The following is an 18,106-nucleotide window of genomic DNA, read 5'->3' as shown; positions in this document are numbered from 1 at the left end:
TCGAAAAAAGGGGAAACACTATGCGCACTACGGGCATCTGGGCTCTCGCCCTGACGACGCTGATCGGCTCACAGAGCGTGAGCGCGGCAGATTTACCCGGCAAGGGGATCGCGGTTCAGCCGGTGCAAAGCACCATTTCCGAAGAGACTTTCCAGACGCTGCTGGTCAGCAAAGCGCTGGAAAAACTGGGTTACGACGTGAAGGAACCGCGTGAAGTGGATTACAACGTCGCCTACACCTCGATCGCCTCCGGCGACGCGACCTTTATCGCGGTCAACTGGGATCCGCTGCACGCCGATCAGTACAAGGCCGCCGGCGGCGACGCCAAGTTCTACCGCGAAGGCGTCTACGTCAACGGCGCCGCGCAGGGCTACCTGATCGACAAGAAAACCGCCGAACAGTACCACATCACCAACGTCGAGCAGCTCAAGGATCCCAAGATCGCCAAGCTGTTCGACACCAACGGCGACGGCAAGGCCGATCTGACCGGCTGCACCCCGGGCTGGGGCTGCGAAGCGGTGATTAACCACCACATCAAGGCCTACGGCCTGAGCAATACCGTCGAACACAACCAGGGCAACTACGCGGCGATGATCGCCGACACCATCACCCGCTACAAAGAGGGCAAACCGGTGCTGTATTACACCTGGACGCCGTACTGGGTCAGCGATGTGATGGTGCCGGGGCGCGACGTGGTCTGGCTGCAGGTGCCGTTCTCCTCCCTGCCGGGCGAGCAGAAGAACGTCGACACCAAGCTGCCTAACGGCGCCAACTACGGCTTCCCGGTCAACACCATGCGCATCGCCGCCAATAAGCAGTGGGCCGAAGCCAATCCGGCGGCCGCCAAGCTGTTCGCCATCATGAAGCTGCCGATCGCCGACATCAACGCGCAAAACCTGCGCATGCATGAAGGCCAGGCTTCGGAAGCCGACATCCAGAACCACGTCAACGGTTGGATCAAGGCGCACCAGGCCACCTTCGACGGCTGGGTGAAAACCGCCGCCGAAGCGGCGAAGCCGTAACCGTTCAGGGGCGCCGCCAGTGCCGCGCCCCTACCCCGCCATATCGATGCCGCTGAAATGCAAAAAGCGCTCGGCGATAGTCGACATGGGCTGCGGCCAAATGCAATACACCTGGCGCCGCGGCCCGTCTTCAATCGGAATCGACACCAGCGCGCTCAAGCGTTGCGCGGTCGAGATCGGTACGATGCCCGCCGCCAACCCGCGCCGCACCAAATTCTCCAGCCATTCGATATGATCGATTTCAAAACTGACGTGCCGACGAATGCCCGCCGCCTGAAAAGCGCGATCGGTTTGGCGCCGCGCGCCGGTGCCGCTGTAGAAATCCACCAGCGGCACTTCCGCCAGCGCCTGCAGGTTCACCCGCTCGCGGCCGGCCAGCGGATGCTGCGGCGCCACCAGCGCCACCAGCGGCTCATCGGCCAACTGCCGGTGCGACATCGGCAGCAGATCGGCATCACCCGGCCAGATGCCGACGAACGCCATATCGCATTTTTGCTGGCGTACGTCCTCCAGCAGCGCTTCGCTCATGCCGACGTACAGGCGGATATTCACCGCCGGATAGTGGCGATGAAACTTGTCGAGCCTTTCGGTCAGAGCCATCACGTTTATCGTTGAAATGGTGCCGATGGTCAGGGTGCCGGACACCGCGCCGTCAGCCGCCGTCACCTCTTCCACCAGCGCCTGCTGCGCCGCCAACAGGCGCTGCGCAGGGGCCACGAAAGCCTGGCCGGCGGGGGTCAACCGCACCCGACGCGAAGTGCGTTCAAACAGCGTACAGCCCAGCTCTTCTTCCAGTTTGGCGATCTGGTGGCTCAGCGCCGACTGCACCGTATGGCAGCGCTGCGCCGCCCGGGTAAAGTTCAGCTCTTCCGCCACCGCCAGCGCATAGCGGATCTGTTTCAGGTTCATGGCATCTATCTTGAAATGAGATAAATAAAATGAAAATTATACATTGGTTTCCCGGCGTGCGTTGCCGGATACTGCGCGCCATCTTCTTCCCGTGATGAAAAAACCATGAGCCAACAAAACGCCCACCCAGGGCTCAGCCCGGCGCTGACCGTACTGATCGCTATCGCTACCGGCCTGGCGGTCGCCAGCAACTATTATGCGCAGCCGCTGCTGGAAACCATCGCCACCGGCTTCAACCTGTCGGTCAATCAGGCCGGCTTTATCGTTACCGCCGCGCAGCTCGGTTACGCCACCGGGCTGCTGCTGCTGGTGCCGCTCGGCGATATGTTCGAGCGCCGCGGGCTGATCGTGTTCATGACGCTGCTGGCCGCCGGTGGCATGCTGATCACCGCCACCTCCGCCACGCTGCCGATGATGATCCTCGGCACCGCGCTTACCGGGCTGTTCTCGGTGGTAGCGCAGATCCTGGTGCCGCTGGCCGCCACTCTGGCCCACCCGGAAAAGCGCGGCAAGACCGTCGGCATCATCATGAGCGGCCTGCTGCTCGGCATCCTGCTGGCGCGCACCGTCGCGGGCGCGCTGGCGTCGTTCGGCGGCTGGCGCACCATCTACTGGGTCGCCAGCGTGCTGATGATCCTGATGGCGCTGATCCTGTGGCGCGCGCTGCCGCGCTATAAGCAACACTCCGGGCTGAACTACCCGCAGCTGCTGGCCTCGATCTTCAGCCTGTTCTGCCGAACGCCGCTGCTGCGCACCCGCGCCATCCTCGGTGCTCTGTCGTTCGCCAACTTCAGCGTGCTCTGGACCTCCATGGCCTTTCTGCTCGCCGCGCCGCCGTTCAACTATTCCGAAGGGGTGATCGGGCTGTTCGGCCTGGTGGGCGCCGCCGGGGCGCTGGCCGCTTCGCGCGCCGGGCATCTGGCGGACAAGGGCAAAGCCGGATTGACCACCACCGTCGGCCTGGTGCTGCTGCTGCTGTCCTGGATACCTATCGCGTTCGCCAAACAATCGCTGTGGGCGCTGATCGCCGGCATCCTGATCCTCGATCTGGCGGTGCAGGCGGTACACGTCACCAACCAGAGCGTGATGTACCGCATCATGCCGGACGCGCGCAACCGCCTGACCGCCGGCTACATGACCAGCTACTTTATCGGTGGCGCCCTCGGTTCACTGCTCTCCGCCTCGGCCTATCAGCATGCCGGCTGGTACGGCGTGGCCGCCGCCGGCGGGGTGTTATGCCTGCTCAACCTGCTGACCTGGTGGCTCGGCAAGCACCACGATCCGCAGGGGCCGGCGACAATCTGATTATCGTGCAAATAGTCACTTAAGAAATTTATTAGCGGTGCAGGGTATAAACATTACTTACTCTCTGGTAATGTTCTGGGCATAAACTATTGAAGTCCTATCTACCCTGCGACCCACAACCATGCAAAGCCAAGCTGCAGACAGCCTCAATCCGCCCGCCGTCAGCGCCACCTTCGCCAACGGCGTCGTCGACAGTTTGCCGATCGTCATCGGGTATGTCCCGGTGGCATTCGCCTTTGGCCTCAGTGCCGTCAAACTGGGCTTTTCCCCGCTGGAAAGCATTTTCTTCTCCTGCATTATCTACGCCGGTGCCAGCCAGTTCGTGATCACCGCCCTGTTGAGCGCCGGGATGTCGCTGTGGGTCTCCGCGTTGACGGTGATGGCGATGGATGTGCGCCACCTGCTCTACGGCCCGGCGCTGCGCCACCGCATCGTCTCGCGCATGTCGCCCGGTAAAACGGCGATGTGGGCCTTTGGCCTGACCGATGAGGTCTTCGCCGCCGCTACCGCCAGGCTGATGCGCAATAACCGCAGCTGGAGCGAAAACTGGATGCTGGGCATCGCGCTCTGTTCCTGGCTTTCCTGGGTGGCTGGCACCGCGCTCGGCGCGCTGTTCGGCAACGGCCCGCTGGAGCAGTTCCCGGTGATCGAAGCCTCGCTGGCCTTCATGCTGCCGGCGCTGTTTCTCAGTTTCCTGCTGGCCGCCTTCCGGCGCCCGCAGAGCCTGACCATTGCTGCCGCATTGGCCGGCGCGCTGCTCGGCGTGGTGCTGTTCTCCATTCCGGTCGCCATTTTGGCCGGCATCGGCGCCGGCTGCGTCGCCGCCCTGTTCCAGCCCGCCCCTGCGGAGGCCAACCATGAACACTGATGTGCTGGTGATCGGCCTGGTGGTGGGCTGCGCCAATTACCTGTTCCGTTATCTGCCGCTGCGGCTGGCCCCGGCGCGCGCCCAGCCCGGCCTCAAACGCGGTAAAGCCGCCCTGCTGCTCGACAGCATCGGCATCGCCTCGATCTGCGCCCTGCTGGTGGTCTCCAGCACACCGGTCGTCATGCGTGAACCGGACAAGTTGCTGCCGACGTTGGTGGGGTTCGCCGCGTTGGCGCTGTGCTTCTACCGCAGCAAAAGCATCATTCTGTCGACGCTGCTCGGCGCGACGGCCTTTGGCGTCACATTAAAGCTGTTAATGCTTTTCGGTCCAGGCTGACGCCGCTCCCGATCGTTTGGCTTCACTTTGGCGTTTTCATGCGCCACTTCTTTACAAACACTGACAAATGACACGAATTGCTAAATTATCCGCACGGCTGAACATTTACATTATTTGTCACCGTCGTTACTATCTCGAACGAAATTAATGAGGCCCTAAATTATGGAAAGCTCGTTTGCCCCCATAGAACAAATGCTGAATTTCCGCGCCACACGGCAGAAAGATTTCCCTTATCAGGAAATCCTGCTGACCCGCCTGTGCATGCACATGCAAGGCAAGCTGCTGGAAAACCGCAATAAGATGCTGAAGGCGCAGGGGATTAACGAAACACTGTTTATGGCGCTGATCACCCTGGATGCGCAGGAAAGCCACAGCATCCAACCTTCTGAGCTAAGCTCTGCCTTAGGCTCCTCGCGCACCAATGCGACCCGCATCGCCGACGAGCTGGAGAAACGCGGCTGGATCGAGCGCCGGGAAAGCGACAACGATCGCCGCTGCCTGCATCTGCATCTGACGCCGCAGGGGGAAGAATTTCTCAGTCAACTGCTGCCGCCGCAGCACCAATGTCTGCATTTCCTGTGGTCCACGCTGACCGACGATGAGCAAAAACAGCTGGAACAGCTGACGCGCAAATTGCTGGCACGTCTGGATCAAATGGAAATCACAGAACAGTTATCCTAATTCACAATTTCTGTTCAGGTACCTACTTATGCGATCCCCATTTAACTGGAGATTCACCCCGCTGTTCGCCGTGTTGCTGCTGGCCGGGTGTGCTTCGACCGATAATATTGCCCCGCAATCCACGCTGATGGATCCGCAGAGCCTGCAGTTGGCTCAGCCGAAAGTCAGTTCGCTGGCCGTCAGCCCGCAGTGGTGGCGCGCCCTCAAGGATCCGCAGCTGGACGCCTTGATGACGCAGACGCTGCAAAGCTCGCCAACCCTGCGGCAGGCCGCCGCCCGCGTGCGCGAAGCGCAGAGCGTGGTGGGTGAAGCCAGCGCCGCCAACGGGCCGAACCTGGATCTGAATGCCAGCACCCAACGCCAGCGCGTGCCGCAAAACGTCAATATGGGACTGGGGTATCCGCATAAGCCGATCTACGAAAGCTCCAACTCACTGGGGCTGAACCTGGCGTACGAGTTCGACTGGTGGGGCAAATACCGCAACCAGGTGAACGCCGCCAAGGCGCAGGTCAACGCCGCGCGCGCCGAGCAGGAACAGGCGGCGCTGACGCTGACCAGTTCGGTGGCGTCCGCCTACTATCAGCTGCAGAGCAATCTGGCGCTCGAGAAGCTGCTGCAGCAGGAAGTGAACAACAATGAGCGCCTGACCGCGCTGCGCCAACAGCGCTATCAGGCCGGCCTGACCGGCGTCGACGTGCCGCAACAAACCCAGGCGCAGTCCGACGTCGCCAAGCAGCAGATCCTGCAGCTGCAATCGCAGATCGAGCAGCTCAGACACCAGCTCGCCGCGCTGGCCGGCCAGGGGCCGAACGCCATGCAGCACCTGCGTCAGGTGCCGCTGCCCGCAGACAACCTGATGGCGCCACAGGGCGAGCTGACGGCGGATCTGCTGGGCAAACGTCCGGACATCGCCGCGCAACGCCAGCTGGTGGAGTCTTACAGCCAGCGCGTCAGCGCCGCGCGTAAAGAGTTTTACCCCAGCCTGACCATTTCAGCCTTCGCCGGCCTGATGACCACCAATACCAGTGGCACCAGCCCGAATCTGTTTGAAGCGGCCAGCCAGGCCTGGAACGTGATGCCGGCGATTTCGCTGCCGATCTTCCACGCCGGGGCGCTGCGCAGCAAGCTGGGCGAGGAATCCGCGCTGTATGACGAAGCGGTGGAATCCTACAACCAAACCATCCTGAATGCGGTACAGGAAACCGCCGACGCCATCACCATCCAGCAGAGCTCTGCGCAACAGCAGCTGCAGGCGGCGTCCGCGGCCCGGTCGATGCAACAGGTGTATCAGGTCGCCAACGCCCGTTACCAGGCAGGGATTATCGGGCGCGACGATCTGTTGACCAGCCAGACGCAGCTATTACAGCAGCAACAGGCGGAGTTGAATGCCAGCAGCAATTTACTGCAGGCGAAGATAGGACTGATCCGCGCGCTGGGCGGTGGCTATCAGGCCCCGGCCGCAGCGGATTCGAAAGCATAATAATATAAGGCTTGGAGAACACCATGAGCGCAAGCGCGGAAATCCAAAACCCGCAGCAGCCGAACGGCAAAAAGAAGCAGCGTAAATTTTGGCTGCTGTTGCTGACGGTTATTTTCATTGTTATAGGGGTGGCTTACTTAGTGTATTGGTTCCTGGTGCTGCGTCATCACCAGGAAACCGACGACGCCTACGTCTCCGGCAACCAGGTGCAGATCATGGCCCAGGTGTCCGGCAGCGTGAACAGCGTCAATTTCGACAACACCGACTACGTCAAGCAGGGCGACGTGCTGCTGACGCTCGATCCGACCGATGCCGAGCAGGCGTTTGAACGCGCCAAGACCGGCCTGGCCAACAGCGTGCGTCAGACCCACCAGCTGATCATCAACAGCAAGCAATATCAGGCCAACATCGCCCTGCGCAAGACCGATCTGAGCAAGGCCGAGAACGATCTAAAGCGCCGCGTGGTGCTGGGCAGCGTTGACGCCATCGGCCGCGAAGAGCTGCAACACGCTCGCGATGCGGTCGACAGTGCCAAGGCCGCGCTGGAAGTGGCGGTGCAGCAATACAACGCCAATCAGGCGATGGTGCTGAACACCCCGCTGGAACAGCAGCCGGCGATCCAACAGGCCGCCGCGCAGATGCGCGATGCCTGGCTGGCGCTGCAGCGTACCAAAGTGATCAGCCCGATCACCGGCTATGTCTCGCGCCGCAGCGTGCAGGTCGGCGCGCAGATCGCCGCCGGTTCGCCGCTGATGGCGGTGGTGCCGGCCGATCACATTTGGGTTGACGCCAACTTCAAGGAAACCCAGATCGCCAACATGCGCATCGGCCAGTCGGCGACGGTAGTCAGCGACGTCTACGGTGACGACGTGGTGTATCAGGGCAAAGTGGCCGGTATCGACATGGGCACCGGTAGCGCCTTCTCGCTGCTGCCGGCGCAGAACGCCACCGGCAACTGGATCAAAGTAGTGCAACGTCTGCCGGTGCGTATTGAGCTCGACGCCAAGCAGGTGGCCGATCATCCGCTGCGCATCGGTCTTTCTACGCTGGTGACCGTCGACACCGCCAACCTGGACGGCCGCGTGCTGGCCGACGTGGTGCGCGACAAACCGCTGTACCAGAGCGACGCGCTGGCGTTGAATCTGGCGCCGGTTAACCAGCTGATCGCCGACGTGATCCATGCGAACGCCGGCTAAGCGCGCGGGAGGCCATCTTGCCACAGAAACCGCTTGAAGGCGCCCAGCTTGCCTGGATGACGGTCGCGCTCGCCATGGCGACCTTCATGCAGGTGCTGGACTCCACCATCGCCAACGTGGCGATCCCCACCATTTCCGGTAACCTCGGGTCTTCCAACTCGCAGGGCACCTGGGTGATCACCTCGTTTGGCGTGGCGAACGCCATCTCGATTCCGATCACAGGCTGGCTGGCGAAGCGCTTCGGCGAAGTGCGGCTGTTCCTCTGGTCCACCGCGCTGTTCGCCCTCGCCTCCTGGCTGTGCGGCATCTCCAACAGCCTCGGCATGCTGATCTTCTTCCGCGTGATCCAGGGCGTGGTGGCCGGGCCGCTGATCCCGCTGTCGCAGAGCCTGTTGCTGAACAACTATCCGCCCGCCAAGCGAGCGATGGCCCTGGCGCTTTGGTCGATGACCGTTATCGTCGCGCCGATCTTTGGGCCAATCCTCGGCGGCTACATCAGCGACAACTACCATTGGGGCTGGATCTTCTTCATCAACATCCCGATCGGCGTCTTCGTGATCGTGGCGGCGATGGCGACGTTGAAGGGGCGGGAAACCAAAACCGAGATCAAACCGATCGACACCGTCGGCCTGGTATTGCTGATCGTCGGCATCGGTTCGCTGCAGATCATGCTCGATCAGGGCAAGGAGCTGGACTGGTTCAACTCGACCGAGATCATCACGCTCACCGTCGTCGCGGTGGTGGCGCTGCTGTTCCTGGTGGTGTGGGAGCTGACGGACGAGCATCCGGTGGTGGATCTGTCGCTGTTCAAGTCGCGCAACTTCACCATCGGCTGCCTGTGTATCAGCCTGGCCTACATGCTGTACTTCGGCGCCATCGTGCTGTTGCCGCAGCTGCTGCAAGAGGTGTACGGCTATACCGCCACCTGGGCGGGGCTGGCGTCGGCGCCGGTTGGGCTGATCCCGGTGCTGCTGTCGCCGATCATCGGCAAGTTCGGCAACCGGCTCGACATGCGCCGGCTGGTCACCTTCAGCTTCATCATGTATGCCGTGTGCTTCTACTGGCGCGCCTATACGTTTGAACCGGGCATGGACTTCGGCGCTTCCGCCTGGCCGCAGTTTGTCCAGGGCTTTGCCATCGCCTGCTTCTTCATGCCGTTGACCACCATCACGCTGTCCGGCCTGCCGCCGGAACGCATGGCGGCGGCGTCGAGCCTGTCGAACTTTACGCGAACGCTGGCGGGGTCGATCGGTACCTCGATCACCACCACCCTGTGGACGCAGCGCGAATCGCAGCACCATTCGCAGCTGACGGAGTTCGTCAATCCGTACAACCCGCAGTCGCAGGAGATGTACCGGCAGCTGGAGCAGCTCGGCATGAGCAAACAACAGGCGTCGGCGTATATCGCCAACGAAATCACCGCGCAGGGTCTGATCATCTCCGCCAACGAGATCTTCTGGCTGTCGGCCGGGGTATTCCTGGTGCTGCTGGTGCTGGTGTGGGTGGCGAAACCGCCGTTCAGCTCCGGCGGCGGTGGGGGCGGCGGCGCTCACTAAGCTTCAATAAACGAAACGGGCGCCCTGGGGCGCCCGTTTTTTTATCCGACGTAGAACAGATTACGCCTGATTCTGACGCCACCAGTCCGCCAGCAGAATGCCGGTCGCCACGGAAACGTTCAGGCTTTCCACCTTGCCGGTGCCGCCGATAGACACGTTCATGTCGCCCTGCTGCCAGGCGCTGTCGCTCAGACCGTCACGTTCCTGGCCCAGCACCAACACCATCTTGGCCGGCAGCTTGGCCTGCGCCAGCGCGGTGCCTTTATGGCTGGAGGTGGTAACGATGGTGTAACCCGCCTTGCGGAAGGTGTCCAGCACCGACAGGAAATCGTCGGCGTTGATCGCCTTGATATGCTCTGCGCCGCCTTCTGCGGTACGCACCGCCGCGCCGGATTCCAGCAGCGCCGGATCCTGCAGCAGCACGCCGTTGACGCCGAAGTGGGCGCAAGAACGGACGATGGCGCCCAGGTTATGCGGGTTACCCACTTCTTCCAGCGCCAGCACGCAGTCGGTCGCCGGTGCGCTTTTCAGGTAGGTCTGCGCATCCAGGCCCTGACGCTTTTTGATCAGGAAGCAGACGCCGCCGTGGTGCTCGGTGCCGGACGCCTTGGCCAGCTCTTCCTCATCCACCACGTGGTAAGCCTTGCGGTTAGCCGCCATCCAGCGTAGCGCTTCGCGGAAACGCGGGGTGACCGACTGCACGAACCAGGCGCGCACGATCGCTTCCGGGCGGCTGGCGAACAGCGCCTGACAGGCGTTTTCACCGTAAACGCGGGTTTCTTCCGCGCGCTGACGGCGCAGCTGTTCCGGATCGATAAAGCTTTTGCCGCTGATACCACCGTGATCGAACGCCGGCTCTTCATTCGGCGCGCGCGAAACGGTTCTCCACGGCGACTCGTTGCCACCGCGATCTTCAGTGCGCGCCGGACGGCGAGGACGATCGCTTTCACTGCGGCGGGAGTCGGCGCCGCGGCGATCGTTGCCGCCGCGCGCCTTGTCTTGACCGGTGCGGCCGGAGCGCGCACCGTCAGCCGGACGGCCTTTGCCGGCCGGACGTTTATTCTTGTTGCGGTCGTCGCCGTTGTCGTCGTCACTGCGGACGTACATCACTTTGACCTTACCGTTCTTGCCACTAAATGAATCGTTCATTGTCTTCTCCACCAACGCGCAGGGCGCGAAGATTACCTGATGTTGGTGCACGAAGCCACCAACTTGCGCTAAAAGCTCCCAACTATCACATCCATTGAACAAACCTCATTGTTCATGCGCCGGGTTTTGCCGATAATTGTCAGCATTAAAGAAACATCTCCGCAACTGCGTTGCGGGGACCATGCTTTCTCTGTACCCGAGGTCAACATGAATACAGTTTGTGCAGCTTGCAATGCCACCAACCGCGTGCCGGAAGAACGTTTGGCGGACAACGCGAAATGCGGCCGCTGCGGCCATGAGCTCTTCGACGGTGAAGTGATCAATGCCACCGCCGCCACGCTGGACCAGTTGCTGCAGGACGATCTGCCGGTCGTGGTCGATTTCTGGGCGCCGTGGTGCGGCCCGTGCCGCAGCTTTGCGCCGATCTTTGAAGACGTGGCCGAAGAGCGCGCCGGCAAAGTGCGCTTCGTGAAAGTGAACACCGAAGCCGAGCCGGAGCTGAGCGCCCGTTTCCGCATCCGCAGCATCCCGACCATCATGGTGTTCCGTCAGGGCAAGATGGTCGATATGCTCAACGGCGCGATGCCAAAAGCGCCGTTTGACAACTGGCTCAACGAGTTAGTGTGATTCGGCAAGTATAGGCCGTATCCCGCCATCGCGCGCGAACGCGCCCCGATTAAGCCCGCCCCTCCCGGCGGGCTTTTTTCTGCGTTACAATGGCGGTTTTTCCCCAGGATCGTTATGACCGACAACGCCGTACTTCGCCTGCGCCAATTCCGTTTAGACCGCGCCACCCGCCCTTTTCTGGCGCGCGGTTGCCGGGTGGCGCGTTGTCAGGGTTGCCTGCTGCCGCATAAAAACTGCCTGTGCGACACCATTCGCCCGCAGCAGGCCGGCAGCCGTTTCTGCCTGATCATGTTCGGCGCCGAGCCGCTCAAGCCCAGCAACACCGGCCGCCTGATCGCCGATATCCTGCCGGACACCCAGGCGTTCCTCTGGTCGCGCACCGAAGTCGATCCGGCCCTGCTGGCGGCCATCAACGATCCGGCGCGGCAGCCTTATGTGGTGTTCCCCGCTTCCTACGCCGACGCCGAACGGCCGGTGTTCAGCGAGCTGCCCGCCGGCGGCAAACCGCCGCTGTTCATCATGCTGGACGGCACCTGGGCGGAAGCGCGCAAAATGTTCCGTAAAAGCCCGTACCTCAATCAATTCCCGGTGTTTTCCCTCAACGTCGACGCGGCATCGGACTACCAGCTGCGCGAAGCCAGCCGCGCCGAGCAACACTGCACGGCGGAAGTGGCCGCCGCCCTGCTGCAACAGGCGGGCGATCTGCCGGCCGCCGACGGATTGAATCAGCATTTCCGCTATTTCCGTCAACAATATCTGGCGGGAAAACCGACCCGGCCGGAGGCACCGGTCACAGCAATGTAGCCAGAAAGCGCCTAAAATCAGGCGTAACGTTGCCAAAAGGAGCCGTGCATGAGCCAGCGAGGGTTAGAAGCGCTACTACGTCCCAAATCGATCGCCGTGCTGGGCGCTTCGCAGCAGCCCGGCCGCGCCGGCAACCTGATGATGAGCAACCTGCTGGCCGGCGGTTTCGGCGGGCCCATCTTGCCGGTCACGCCGCGCTACAAGGCGGTCTGCGGCGTCATGGCCTACCCCGACGTCGCCAGCCTGCCGCTGACGCCGGATCTGGCGATCATCTGCACCCACGCCAAACGCAATCTGGCGCTGATTGAAGCGCTGGGCCAACGCGGCTGTAAAACCGCCATCGTACTCTCTTCGCCGCCGGAACAGTTTGCCGAGCTGAAGGCCTGCGCGCAGCGCTACGCCATGCGGCTGTTGGGCCCCAACAGCCTGGGGCTGCTGGCGCCGTGGCAGGGCATCAACGCCAGCTTCTCGCCGGTGCCGATCCAAAAGGGCAAGCTGGCGTTTATCTCGCAGTCCGCCGCCGTGGCCAACACCATTCTCGACTGGGCGCAGCAGCGCGAAGTCGGCTTCTCTTACTTTATCGCGCTGGGCGACAGCCTGGACATCGACGTCGACGACCTGCTCGACTTTTTGGCGCGCGACAGCAAGACCAGCGCCATTCTGCTGTATCTGGAAAACATCAGCGATGCGCGGCGCTTTCTCTCCGCCTCGCGCAGCGCCTCGCGCAACAAGCCCATTTTGGTGATCAAAAGCGGCCGCAGCCAACAGGCGCAGCTGCTGCTCAACAGCCAGCTGGGGCTGGACGCCGCCTATGACGCCGCCATCCAGCGCGCCGGCCTACTGCGCGTGCAGGATACCCATGAGCTGTTCTCGGCGGTGGAAACCCTCAGCCATATGCATCCGCTGCGCGGCGAGCGGCTGATGATCGTCAGCAACGGCGCTGCGCCGGCGGCGATGGCGCTGGACGAACTGCTCGGACGCAACGGCAAGCTGGCCACGCTGAGCGATGAGAGCCTGGCGACATTGAGCGACGCGCTGCCGGATTTCATCCGCGCCGGCAACCCGCTCGACCTGCGCGACGATGCCACGCCGCAGCGCTTCCTGGCAGCAATCGAAGCGCTGCTCGACAGCCACGACTATGATGCGCTGCTGTTAATCCACGCGCCAAGTGCGGCGGCGCCGGGCACCGCCACGGCGGAACGGCTGATCGAGGCGCTGCACCGCCATCCGCGCGGCAAACGCATCACGCTGCTGACCAACTGGTGCGGCGAATACTCTTCGCAAGAGGCCCGCCGGTTATTTACCGAGGCCGCCATTCCCACCTACCGCACGCCGGAAGGCGCGGTGACCGCCTTTATGCATATGGTGGAATATCGCCGCAACCAGAAGCAGTTGAAAGAGACGCCGGCGCTGCCGGTCGGCCTGACCGCCAACACCGCCGACGCCCACCGCCTTATCCATCAGGCGCTGGCCGAAGGCGCCACCCAGTTGGATACCCACGAGGTGCAATCCATCCTGCAGGCCTATGACCTGAGCACCCTGCCGACCTGGATTGCCGAGGACAGCGCCGAAGCGGTACACATTGCCGAACAGATCGGTTACCCGGTGGCGCTGAAGCTGCGTTCGCCGGATATCCCGCATAAATCGGAAGTTCAGGGCGTCATGCTCTACCTGCGCACCGCGACCGAAGTGCAGCGCGCGGCGGAGGCGATCCTCGACCGCGTGAAGCGCACCTATCCCCAGGCGCGCATCCATGGCCTGCTGGTGCAGAGCATGGCCAACCGCGCCGGCGCCCAGGAGCTGCGCATCGCGGTAGAACAGGATGCGATTTTTGGCCCGCTGATCATGCTGGGCGAAGGCGGCGTAGAGTGGCGCCAGGAAAATCAGGTGGCGGTCGCGCTGCCGCCGCTGAACATGGCGCTGGCGCGTTATCTGGTGCTGCAGGCGGTGAAAGGCGGCAAGATCCGCGGGCGCAGCGCGCTGCGGCCTTTGGATATCCCTGGGCTGAGCCGCCTGCTGGTGCAGGTCTCCAACCTGATCCTCGACTGCCCGGAGATCGCCCGGCTGGATATTCACCCGGTGCTGGCCTCCGGCAGCGAGTTCACCCTGCTGGACGTTTCGATGCAGCTCGCGCCGTTCAGCGGCGATCCGCAGGCACGGCTGGCGATCCGCCCTTATCCGCAGGAGCTGGAAGAGACCATCGCGCTGAAAGACGGCAGCCAATGCCTGTTCCGCCCAATCCTGCCGGAAGACGAGCCGGCGCTGAAGCATTTCATCGATAGAGTGACCAAGGAAGATCTCTATTATCGCTACTTCAGCGAGATCAACGAGTTTACCCATGACGATTTGGCCAACATGACGCAGATCGACTACGATCGAGAAATGGCCTTTGTAGCGGTGCGTGCAGACGAGATCATCGGCGTGACCCGCGCGCTGTCCGATCCAGACAACACCGACGCCGAATTCGCCGTGCTGGTGCGTTCCGATCTGAAAGGCGTGGGCCTGGGCCGTCAGCTGCTGGAGAAAATGATCGCCTATGCGCGCGCTCATGGCCTGACCCGCCTGAGCGGCATCACCATGCCGAATAACCGCGGCATGATCGCACTGGCGCAGCGGCTGGGCTTTGGCATCGAGGTGCAGCTTGAGGACGGCATCGTCAATCTGACGCTGCCGCTGCAGGCCGCCGACGCGCAGTGACCTGCGTCGCAATGCGCTACGAATCCACCACTTAACGCCAAAACATACGCACAATCGAGGCAACTAATGGTATTATCGCCCGATTATTCGGTTTATTGTTTTTAAGCCTGTGGCGTTCCGGCCATCAATCATGAGAGAAGAAACGCACTGTGATGTTGTCAAAATTTAAACGTAGCAAACATCAACAACACCTTGCACAACTGCCCAAACTCCCCCAGACGGTTGCTGATGTTCGTACGCTGTACGCGCCGTCCGACTTTCGCACTACGCTGCTGGATGCCATCGCCAACGCCACCCAACGCATCTATCTGGTAGCCCTGTATCTGGAGCATGACGACGCCGGGCGCGAGATCCTCAATGCGCTGTATCAAGCCAAGCAGCGGCGCCCCGAGCTGGAAATCTGCGTACTGGTCGACTGGCACCGCGCACAGCGCGGGCGCATCGGTGCCGCCGCGGCCAATACCAACGCCGACTGGTACTGCGCCATGGCCAGCCAGCATCCGGAGCAGTCGGTGCCAATCTACGGCGTGCCGGTCAATACCCGCGAAGCGCTGGGCGTACTGCATCTGAAGGGCTTCGTAGTCGACGATACCGTGATCTACAGTGGCGCCAGCATCAATGACGTCTATCTGCATCAGCATGAGAAATACCGTTACGATCGCTACCAGCTGATCACCAATGAGGTGTTGGCCGATACCCTGATCGATTACATCAAGCAGCATCTGCTCACCGCCGGCGCCGTACAGCGCCTCGATCGCAGCGATCGGCCGAAAAGCCCGGAGATCAAAAACGAGACCCGTCTGTTCCGTTTCGCCCTGCGCCGCGCCGGTTACCACTTCCGCGACAAGGCCGGCAACGATGAGCTGGCGGTGACGCCGCTGGTTGGGCTTGGCAAGCAAAGCGTGCTGAATAAAACCATTCATCACCTGATGTCGTGCACCGACCAGAAACTGACGCTGTGTACCCCTTATTTCAACCTGCCGGCGCTGCTGGTACGCAACATCATTTATCTGCTGCGCCAGGGCAAACAGGTGGAGATCATCGTCGGCGACAAAACCGCCAACGACTTCTATATTCCGGAAGACCAGCCGTTCAAAATCATCGGCGCACTGCCCTACCTGTACGAGATCAACCTGCGCCGCTTCCTGAGCCGGTTGCAGCGTTACGTCGACACCGGCCAGCTGATCGTGCGTCTGTGGAAAGATGGCGATAACAGCTATCACCTGAAAGGCATGTGGGTAGACGAAGAGTGGCAGCTGGTCACCGGCAATAACCTCAACCCACGCGCCTGGCGGCTGGATCTGGAAAACGCCATTCTGATCCACGATCCCAAGCAGGAAATGCGCGAGCAGCGGCAAAAAGAGCTGGAATGCATCCGCACCCACACCACCGTGGTCGGCCACTATCAGGAGCTGCAAAGCATTCAGCAGTATCCGATCAAGGTGCGCAAGCTGATTCGCCGTCTGCGGCGTATCCGCATCGATCGGCTGATTAGCCGTATCCTGTAAGATGTACTCTGACCCCGGCCAAGGCCGGGGTTTTTATTACAGCTGTATCTCCTTGCCTTTGCGATGCAGCCGGAGCGAGACCAGCAACGCCAGCAGGCACATGCCGGAAACGTACCAGAAGAAAGCGTTCTCCACGCCGAACGATTTCAGCGACAGCGCGACATATTCCGCCGAACCGCCGAACAGGGCATTCGCTACCGCATAAGACAAGCCTACCCCTAACGCACGCACCTCCGGCGGGAACATCTCGGCTTTAAGTAGCCCGCTGATCGCGGTGTAGAAGCTGACGACGAACAACGCCAGCACGATCAGACCGAATGCCATAAAGGGGTTGGTCACCTCTTTCAGGGCAAACAGAATTGGCACCGTCAACACCGTGGCCAATGCTGAGAAGATCAGCATCGAGCTGCGACGGCCGATTTTATCCGAGAACGCGCCAACCGCCGGCTGCAGCAGCATGAAGACGAACAGCGCGACGGTCATGATGGCGCTGGCCAGCTTGGCGTCCATACCCGCGGTGTTCACCAGATATTTCTGCATGTAGGTGGTGAAGGTGTAGAAGGTCAGCGAACCGGCGGCGGTAAAGCCCAGCACCATCAGAAACGCCTTGCGGTTTTTCCACAGCCCCGTCAGCGAACCGGCATCCTTGTGGTTACGCGTCTTCGCATCGGAGGTTTCATTCAGCGAGCGGCGCAGGTACAGCGCCACCACCGCCAACACGGCACCCAGGGCAAACGGAATACGCCATCCCCAGGCCTTGAGCTCACCGGCGGACAAGACCTGCTGCAGGATCACCAATACCAGCAGCGCCAGCAGTTGCCCGCCAATCAGCGTGACATATTGGAACGACGCATAGAAGCCGCGTCGGCCCTTGATCGCCACCTCGCTCATGTAGGTGGCGCTGGTGCCGTATTCTCCGCCTACCGACAATCCCTGGAACAATCGCGCGATCAGCAACAGCGCCGGTGCCCAGCTGCCGATCGACTCATACGTCGGCAGACAGGCGATCACCAGCGATCCGGCGCACATCATGCAGACCGAAAGCAGCATTGAGTTTTTTCGGCCATGCTTGTCGGCAATGTAACCGAACAGCCAGCCGCCGATAGGCCGCATAAAGAAGCCGGCGGCGAATACCCCAGCGGTTTGCAGCAGCTGCGTGGTGCTGTTGCCCGCTGGAAAAAATGAGGCGGCAAAGTAGATTGAGCAGAAGGAGTAAACGTAAAAATCAAACCACTCCACCAGATTGCCTGACGAAGCCCCAACGATAGCGAAAATGCGTTTTTTGTTATCCAGCGCCCCCTGTTCGACGCCGCGCTCACCCTCAAGAGCCGAGGTTGTTTCTGTCATGATATGTTCTCCGAGCCATAGCAATGATGAAATTCGGCTTCCTGCCGCCCTGGTTGTTACTTTATTGTTACTTATAAGTTAACAGCCAAACTTAATAGCGGACGAAGAATATCTGGAGTTCATTCAAAAAATGAATTGATTTTGTGATGAATATAGAATCGTGAGATGAAAGATGAAGCGGGTTACAACGGGGATTTTCCATTTTACGCATAGCAAAAAGCCCTGAACGTCAGTTCAGGGCTTTCGGCTTTGTTTGATGCCTGGCAGTTTATGGCGGGCGTCCTGCCCGCCCCCTTCGGGCCGTTGCTTCGCAACGTTCAAATCCGCTCCCGGCGGATTTGTCCTACACAATTCGTCTCATCCTGAGACTCTCCCCTCCGGGGCCGCCGCACGCGGCGTTAAGGCCCGTTCCCGACGGGCCTTTCGCATGCCCATGCTCGTGCAGAACGCCAGATAACAGACAAAACAAAAAGCCCCATGCTTTCGCATGAGGCTTGTTGTTTTATTTGATGCCTGGCAGTGTCCTACTCTCGCATGGGGAGACCCCACACTACCATCGGCGCTACGGCGTTTCACTTCTGAGTTCGGCATGGGGTCAGGTGGGACCACCGCGCTATTGC

At 61.4% G+C, this 18,106-nt stretch carries 15 protein-coding genes and 1 rRNA gene; 12 read left to right on the top strand and 4 right to left on the bottom strand.

Annotation, left to right across the window (positions count from 1 at the left end):
* Positions 1 to 20: 20 nt before the first annotated feature.
* The gene (gene proX / locus ACJ8HT_RS22815; RefSeq protein ID WP_033635697.1) at positions 21 to 1,022 is read left to right on the top strand and encodes a glycine betaine/L-proline ABC transporter substrate-binding protein ProX; all 1,002 of its coding nucleotides are present in this window, start codon (positions 21 to 23) and stop codon (positions 1,020 to 1,022) included.
* 30 nt (positions 1,023 to 1,052) lie between these two features.
* Here proX and ACJ8HT_RS22810 read toward each other — a convergent pair whose 3' ends face one another.
* The gene (locus tag ACJ8HT_RS22810; RefSeq protein WP_038872847.1) at positions 1,053 to 1,931 is read right to left on the bottom strand and encodes a LysR family transcriptional regulator; all 879 of its coding nucleotides are present in this window, start codon (positions 1,929 to 1,931) and stop codon (positions 1,053 to 1,055) included.
* 105 nt (positions 1,932 to 2,036) lie between these two features.
* Between ACJ8HT_RS22810 and ACJ8HT_RS22805 the strand changes: the two genes are divergently transcribed.
* The 7 genes from ACJ8HT_RS22805 to emrB all read left to right on the top strand — a co-directional run bounded on the left by ACJ8HT_RS22805 (position 2,037) and on the right by emrB (position 9,354).
* A complete protein-coding gene (locus ACJ8HT_RS22805; protein WP_033632267.1) occupies positions 2,037 to 3,236 on the top strand; it encodes an MFS transporter in 1,200 nt (399 codons plus the stop codon).
* A gap of 121 nt (positions 3,237 to 3,357) precedes the next feature.
* Positions 3,358 to 4,104, top strand: coding sequence for an AzlC family ABC transporter permease (locus tag ACJ8HT_RS22800; RefSeq protein ID WP_038872849.1), 747 nt, complete (start codon positions 3,358 to 3,360; stop codon positions 4,102 to 4,104).
* The gene (gene ygaH / locus ACJ8HT_RS22795) at positions 4,094 to 4,441 is read left to right on the top strand and encodes an L-valine transporter subunit YgaH (protein WP_033635704.1); all 348 of its coding nucleotides are present in this window, start codon (positions 4,094 to 4,096) and stop codon (positions 4,439 to 4,441) included. Before ACJ8HT_RS22800 ends, ygaH begins: the two co-directional genes overlap by 11 nt.
* Before the next feature lie 162 nt (positions 4,442 to 4,603).
* Entirely contained in the window at positions 4,604 to 5,122 is a 519-nt protein-coding gene (gene mprA, locus ACJ8HT_RS22790; RefSeq protein WP_025160249.1) for a transcriptional repressor MprA, read from the top strand.
* A 28-nt stretch (positions 5,123 to 5,150) separates the two neighbouring features.
* On the top strand, positions 5,151 to 6,602 hold the full coding sequence (locus ACJ8HT_RS22785) for an efflux transporter outer membrane subunit (protein ID WP_049200871.1): 1,452 nt from the start codon (positions 5,151 to 5,153) through the stop codon (positions 6,600 to 6,602).
* A gap of 23 nt (positions 6,603 to 6,625) precedes the next feature.
* Positions 6,626 to 7,798: a multidrug efflux MFS transporter periplasmic adaptor subunit EmrA gene (gene emrA, locus ACJ8HT_RS22780; RefSeq protein WP_049200874.1), complete on the top strand. Its 1,173-nt coding sequence runs from the start codon at positions 6,626 to 6,628 to the stop codon at positions 7,796 to 7,798.
* A gap of 17 nt (positions 7,799 to 7,815) precedes the next feature.
* Positions 7,816 to 9,354, top strand: coding sequence for a multidrug efflux MFS transporter permease subunit EmrB (gene emrB, locus ACJ8HT_RS22775; RefSeq protein ID WP_194571958.1), 1,539 nt, complete (start codon positions 7,816 to 7,818; stop codon positions 9,352 to 9,354).
* Positions 9,355 to 9,414: 60 nt separating this feature from the next.
* Here emrB and ACJ8HT_RS22770 read toward each other — a convergent pair whose 3' ends face one another.
* Complete coding sequence (locus tag ACJ8HT_RS22770) at positions 9,415 to 10,503, bottom strand: tRNA/rRNA methyltransferase (protein WP_038872863.1); 1,089 nt, start codon at positions 10,501 to 10,503, stop codon at positions 9,415 to 9,417.
* A 207-nt stretch (positions 10,504 to 10,710) separates the two neighbouring features.
* Here ACJ8HT_RS22770 and trxC point away from each other — a divergent pair, with 207 nt between their 5' ends.
* From trxC to pssA, 4 genes are all read left to right on the top strand, one after another.
* The gene (gene trxC / locus ACJ8HT_RS22765; protein WP_004928868.1) at positions 10,711 to 11,130 is read left to right on the top strand and encodes a thioredoxin TrxC; all 420 of its coding nucleotides are present in this window, start codon (positions 10,711 to 10,713) and stop codon (positions 11,128 to 11,130) included.
* 114 nt (positions 11,131 to 11,244) lie between these two features.
* Complete coding sequence (locus ACJ8HT_RS22760) at positions 11,245 to 11,934, top strand: tRNA-uridine aminocarboxypropyltransferase (protein ID WP_060431249.1); 690 nt, start codon at positions 11,245 to 11,247, stop codon at positions 11,932 to 11,934.
* 48 nt (positions 11,935 to 11,982) lie between these two features.
* On the top strand, positions 11,983 to 14,631 hold the full coding sequence (locus ACJ8HT_RS22755; protein WP_049272601.1) for a bifunctional acetate--CoA ligase family protein/GNAT family N-acetyltransferase: 2,649 nt from the start codon (positions 11,983 to 11,985) through the stop codon (positions 14,629 to 14,631).
* A 152-nt stretch (positions 14,632 to 14,783) separates the two neighbouring features.
* Entirely contained in the window at positions 14,784 to 16,139 is a 1,356-nt protein-coding gene (gene pssA / locus ACJ8HT_RS22750) for a CDP-diacylglycerol--serine O-phosphatidyltransferase (protein WP_197653523.1), read from the top strand.
* A 36-nt stretch (positions 16,140 to 16,175) separates the two neighbouring features.
* Here the strand turns inward: pssA and ACJ8HT_RS22745 are convergent, their stop codons facing one another.
* Positions 16,176 to 17,486 carry an MFS family transporter gene (locus ACJ8HT_RS22745; RefSeq protein ID WP_049200886.1) on the bottom strand — a complete coding sequence of 437 codons (1,311 nt, stop codon included), beginning with the start codon at positions 17,484 to 17,486 and terminating at the stop codon, positions 16,176 to 16,178.
* Positions 17,487 to 17,997: 511 nt separating this feature from the next.
* Positions 17,998 to 18,106, bottom strand: a 5S ribosomal RNA gene (rrf, locus tag ACJ8HT_RS22740); the annotation flags it as partial.

The sequence above is a fragment of the Serratia sp. CY44782 genome (assembly GCF_052168715.1).
GTDB lineage: Bacteria > Pseudomonadota > Gammaproteobacteria > Enterobacterales > Enterobacteriaceae > Serratia > Serratia nevei.
Note: the sequence above shows the minus strand (reverse complement) of the source record. Positions and strands in the feature narration are given on the sequence as shown.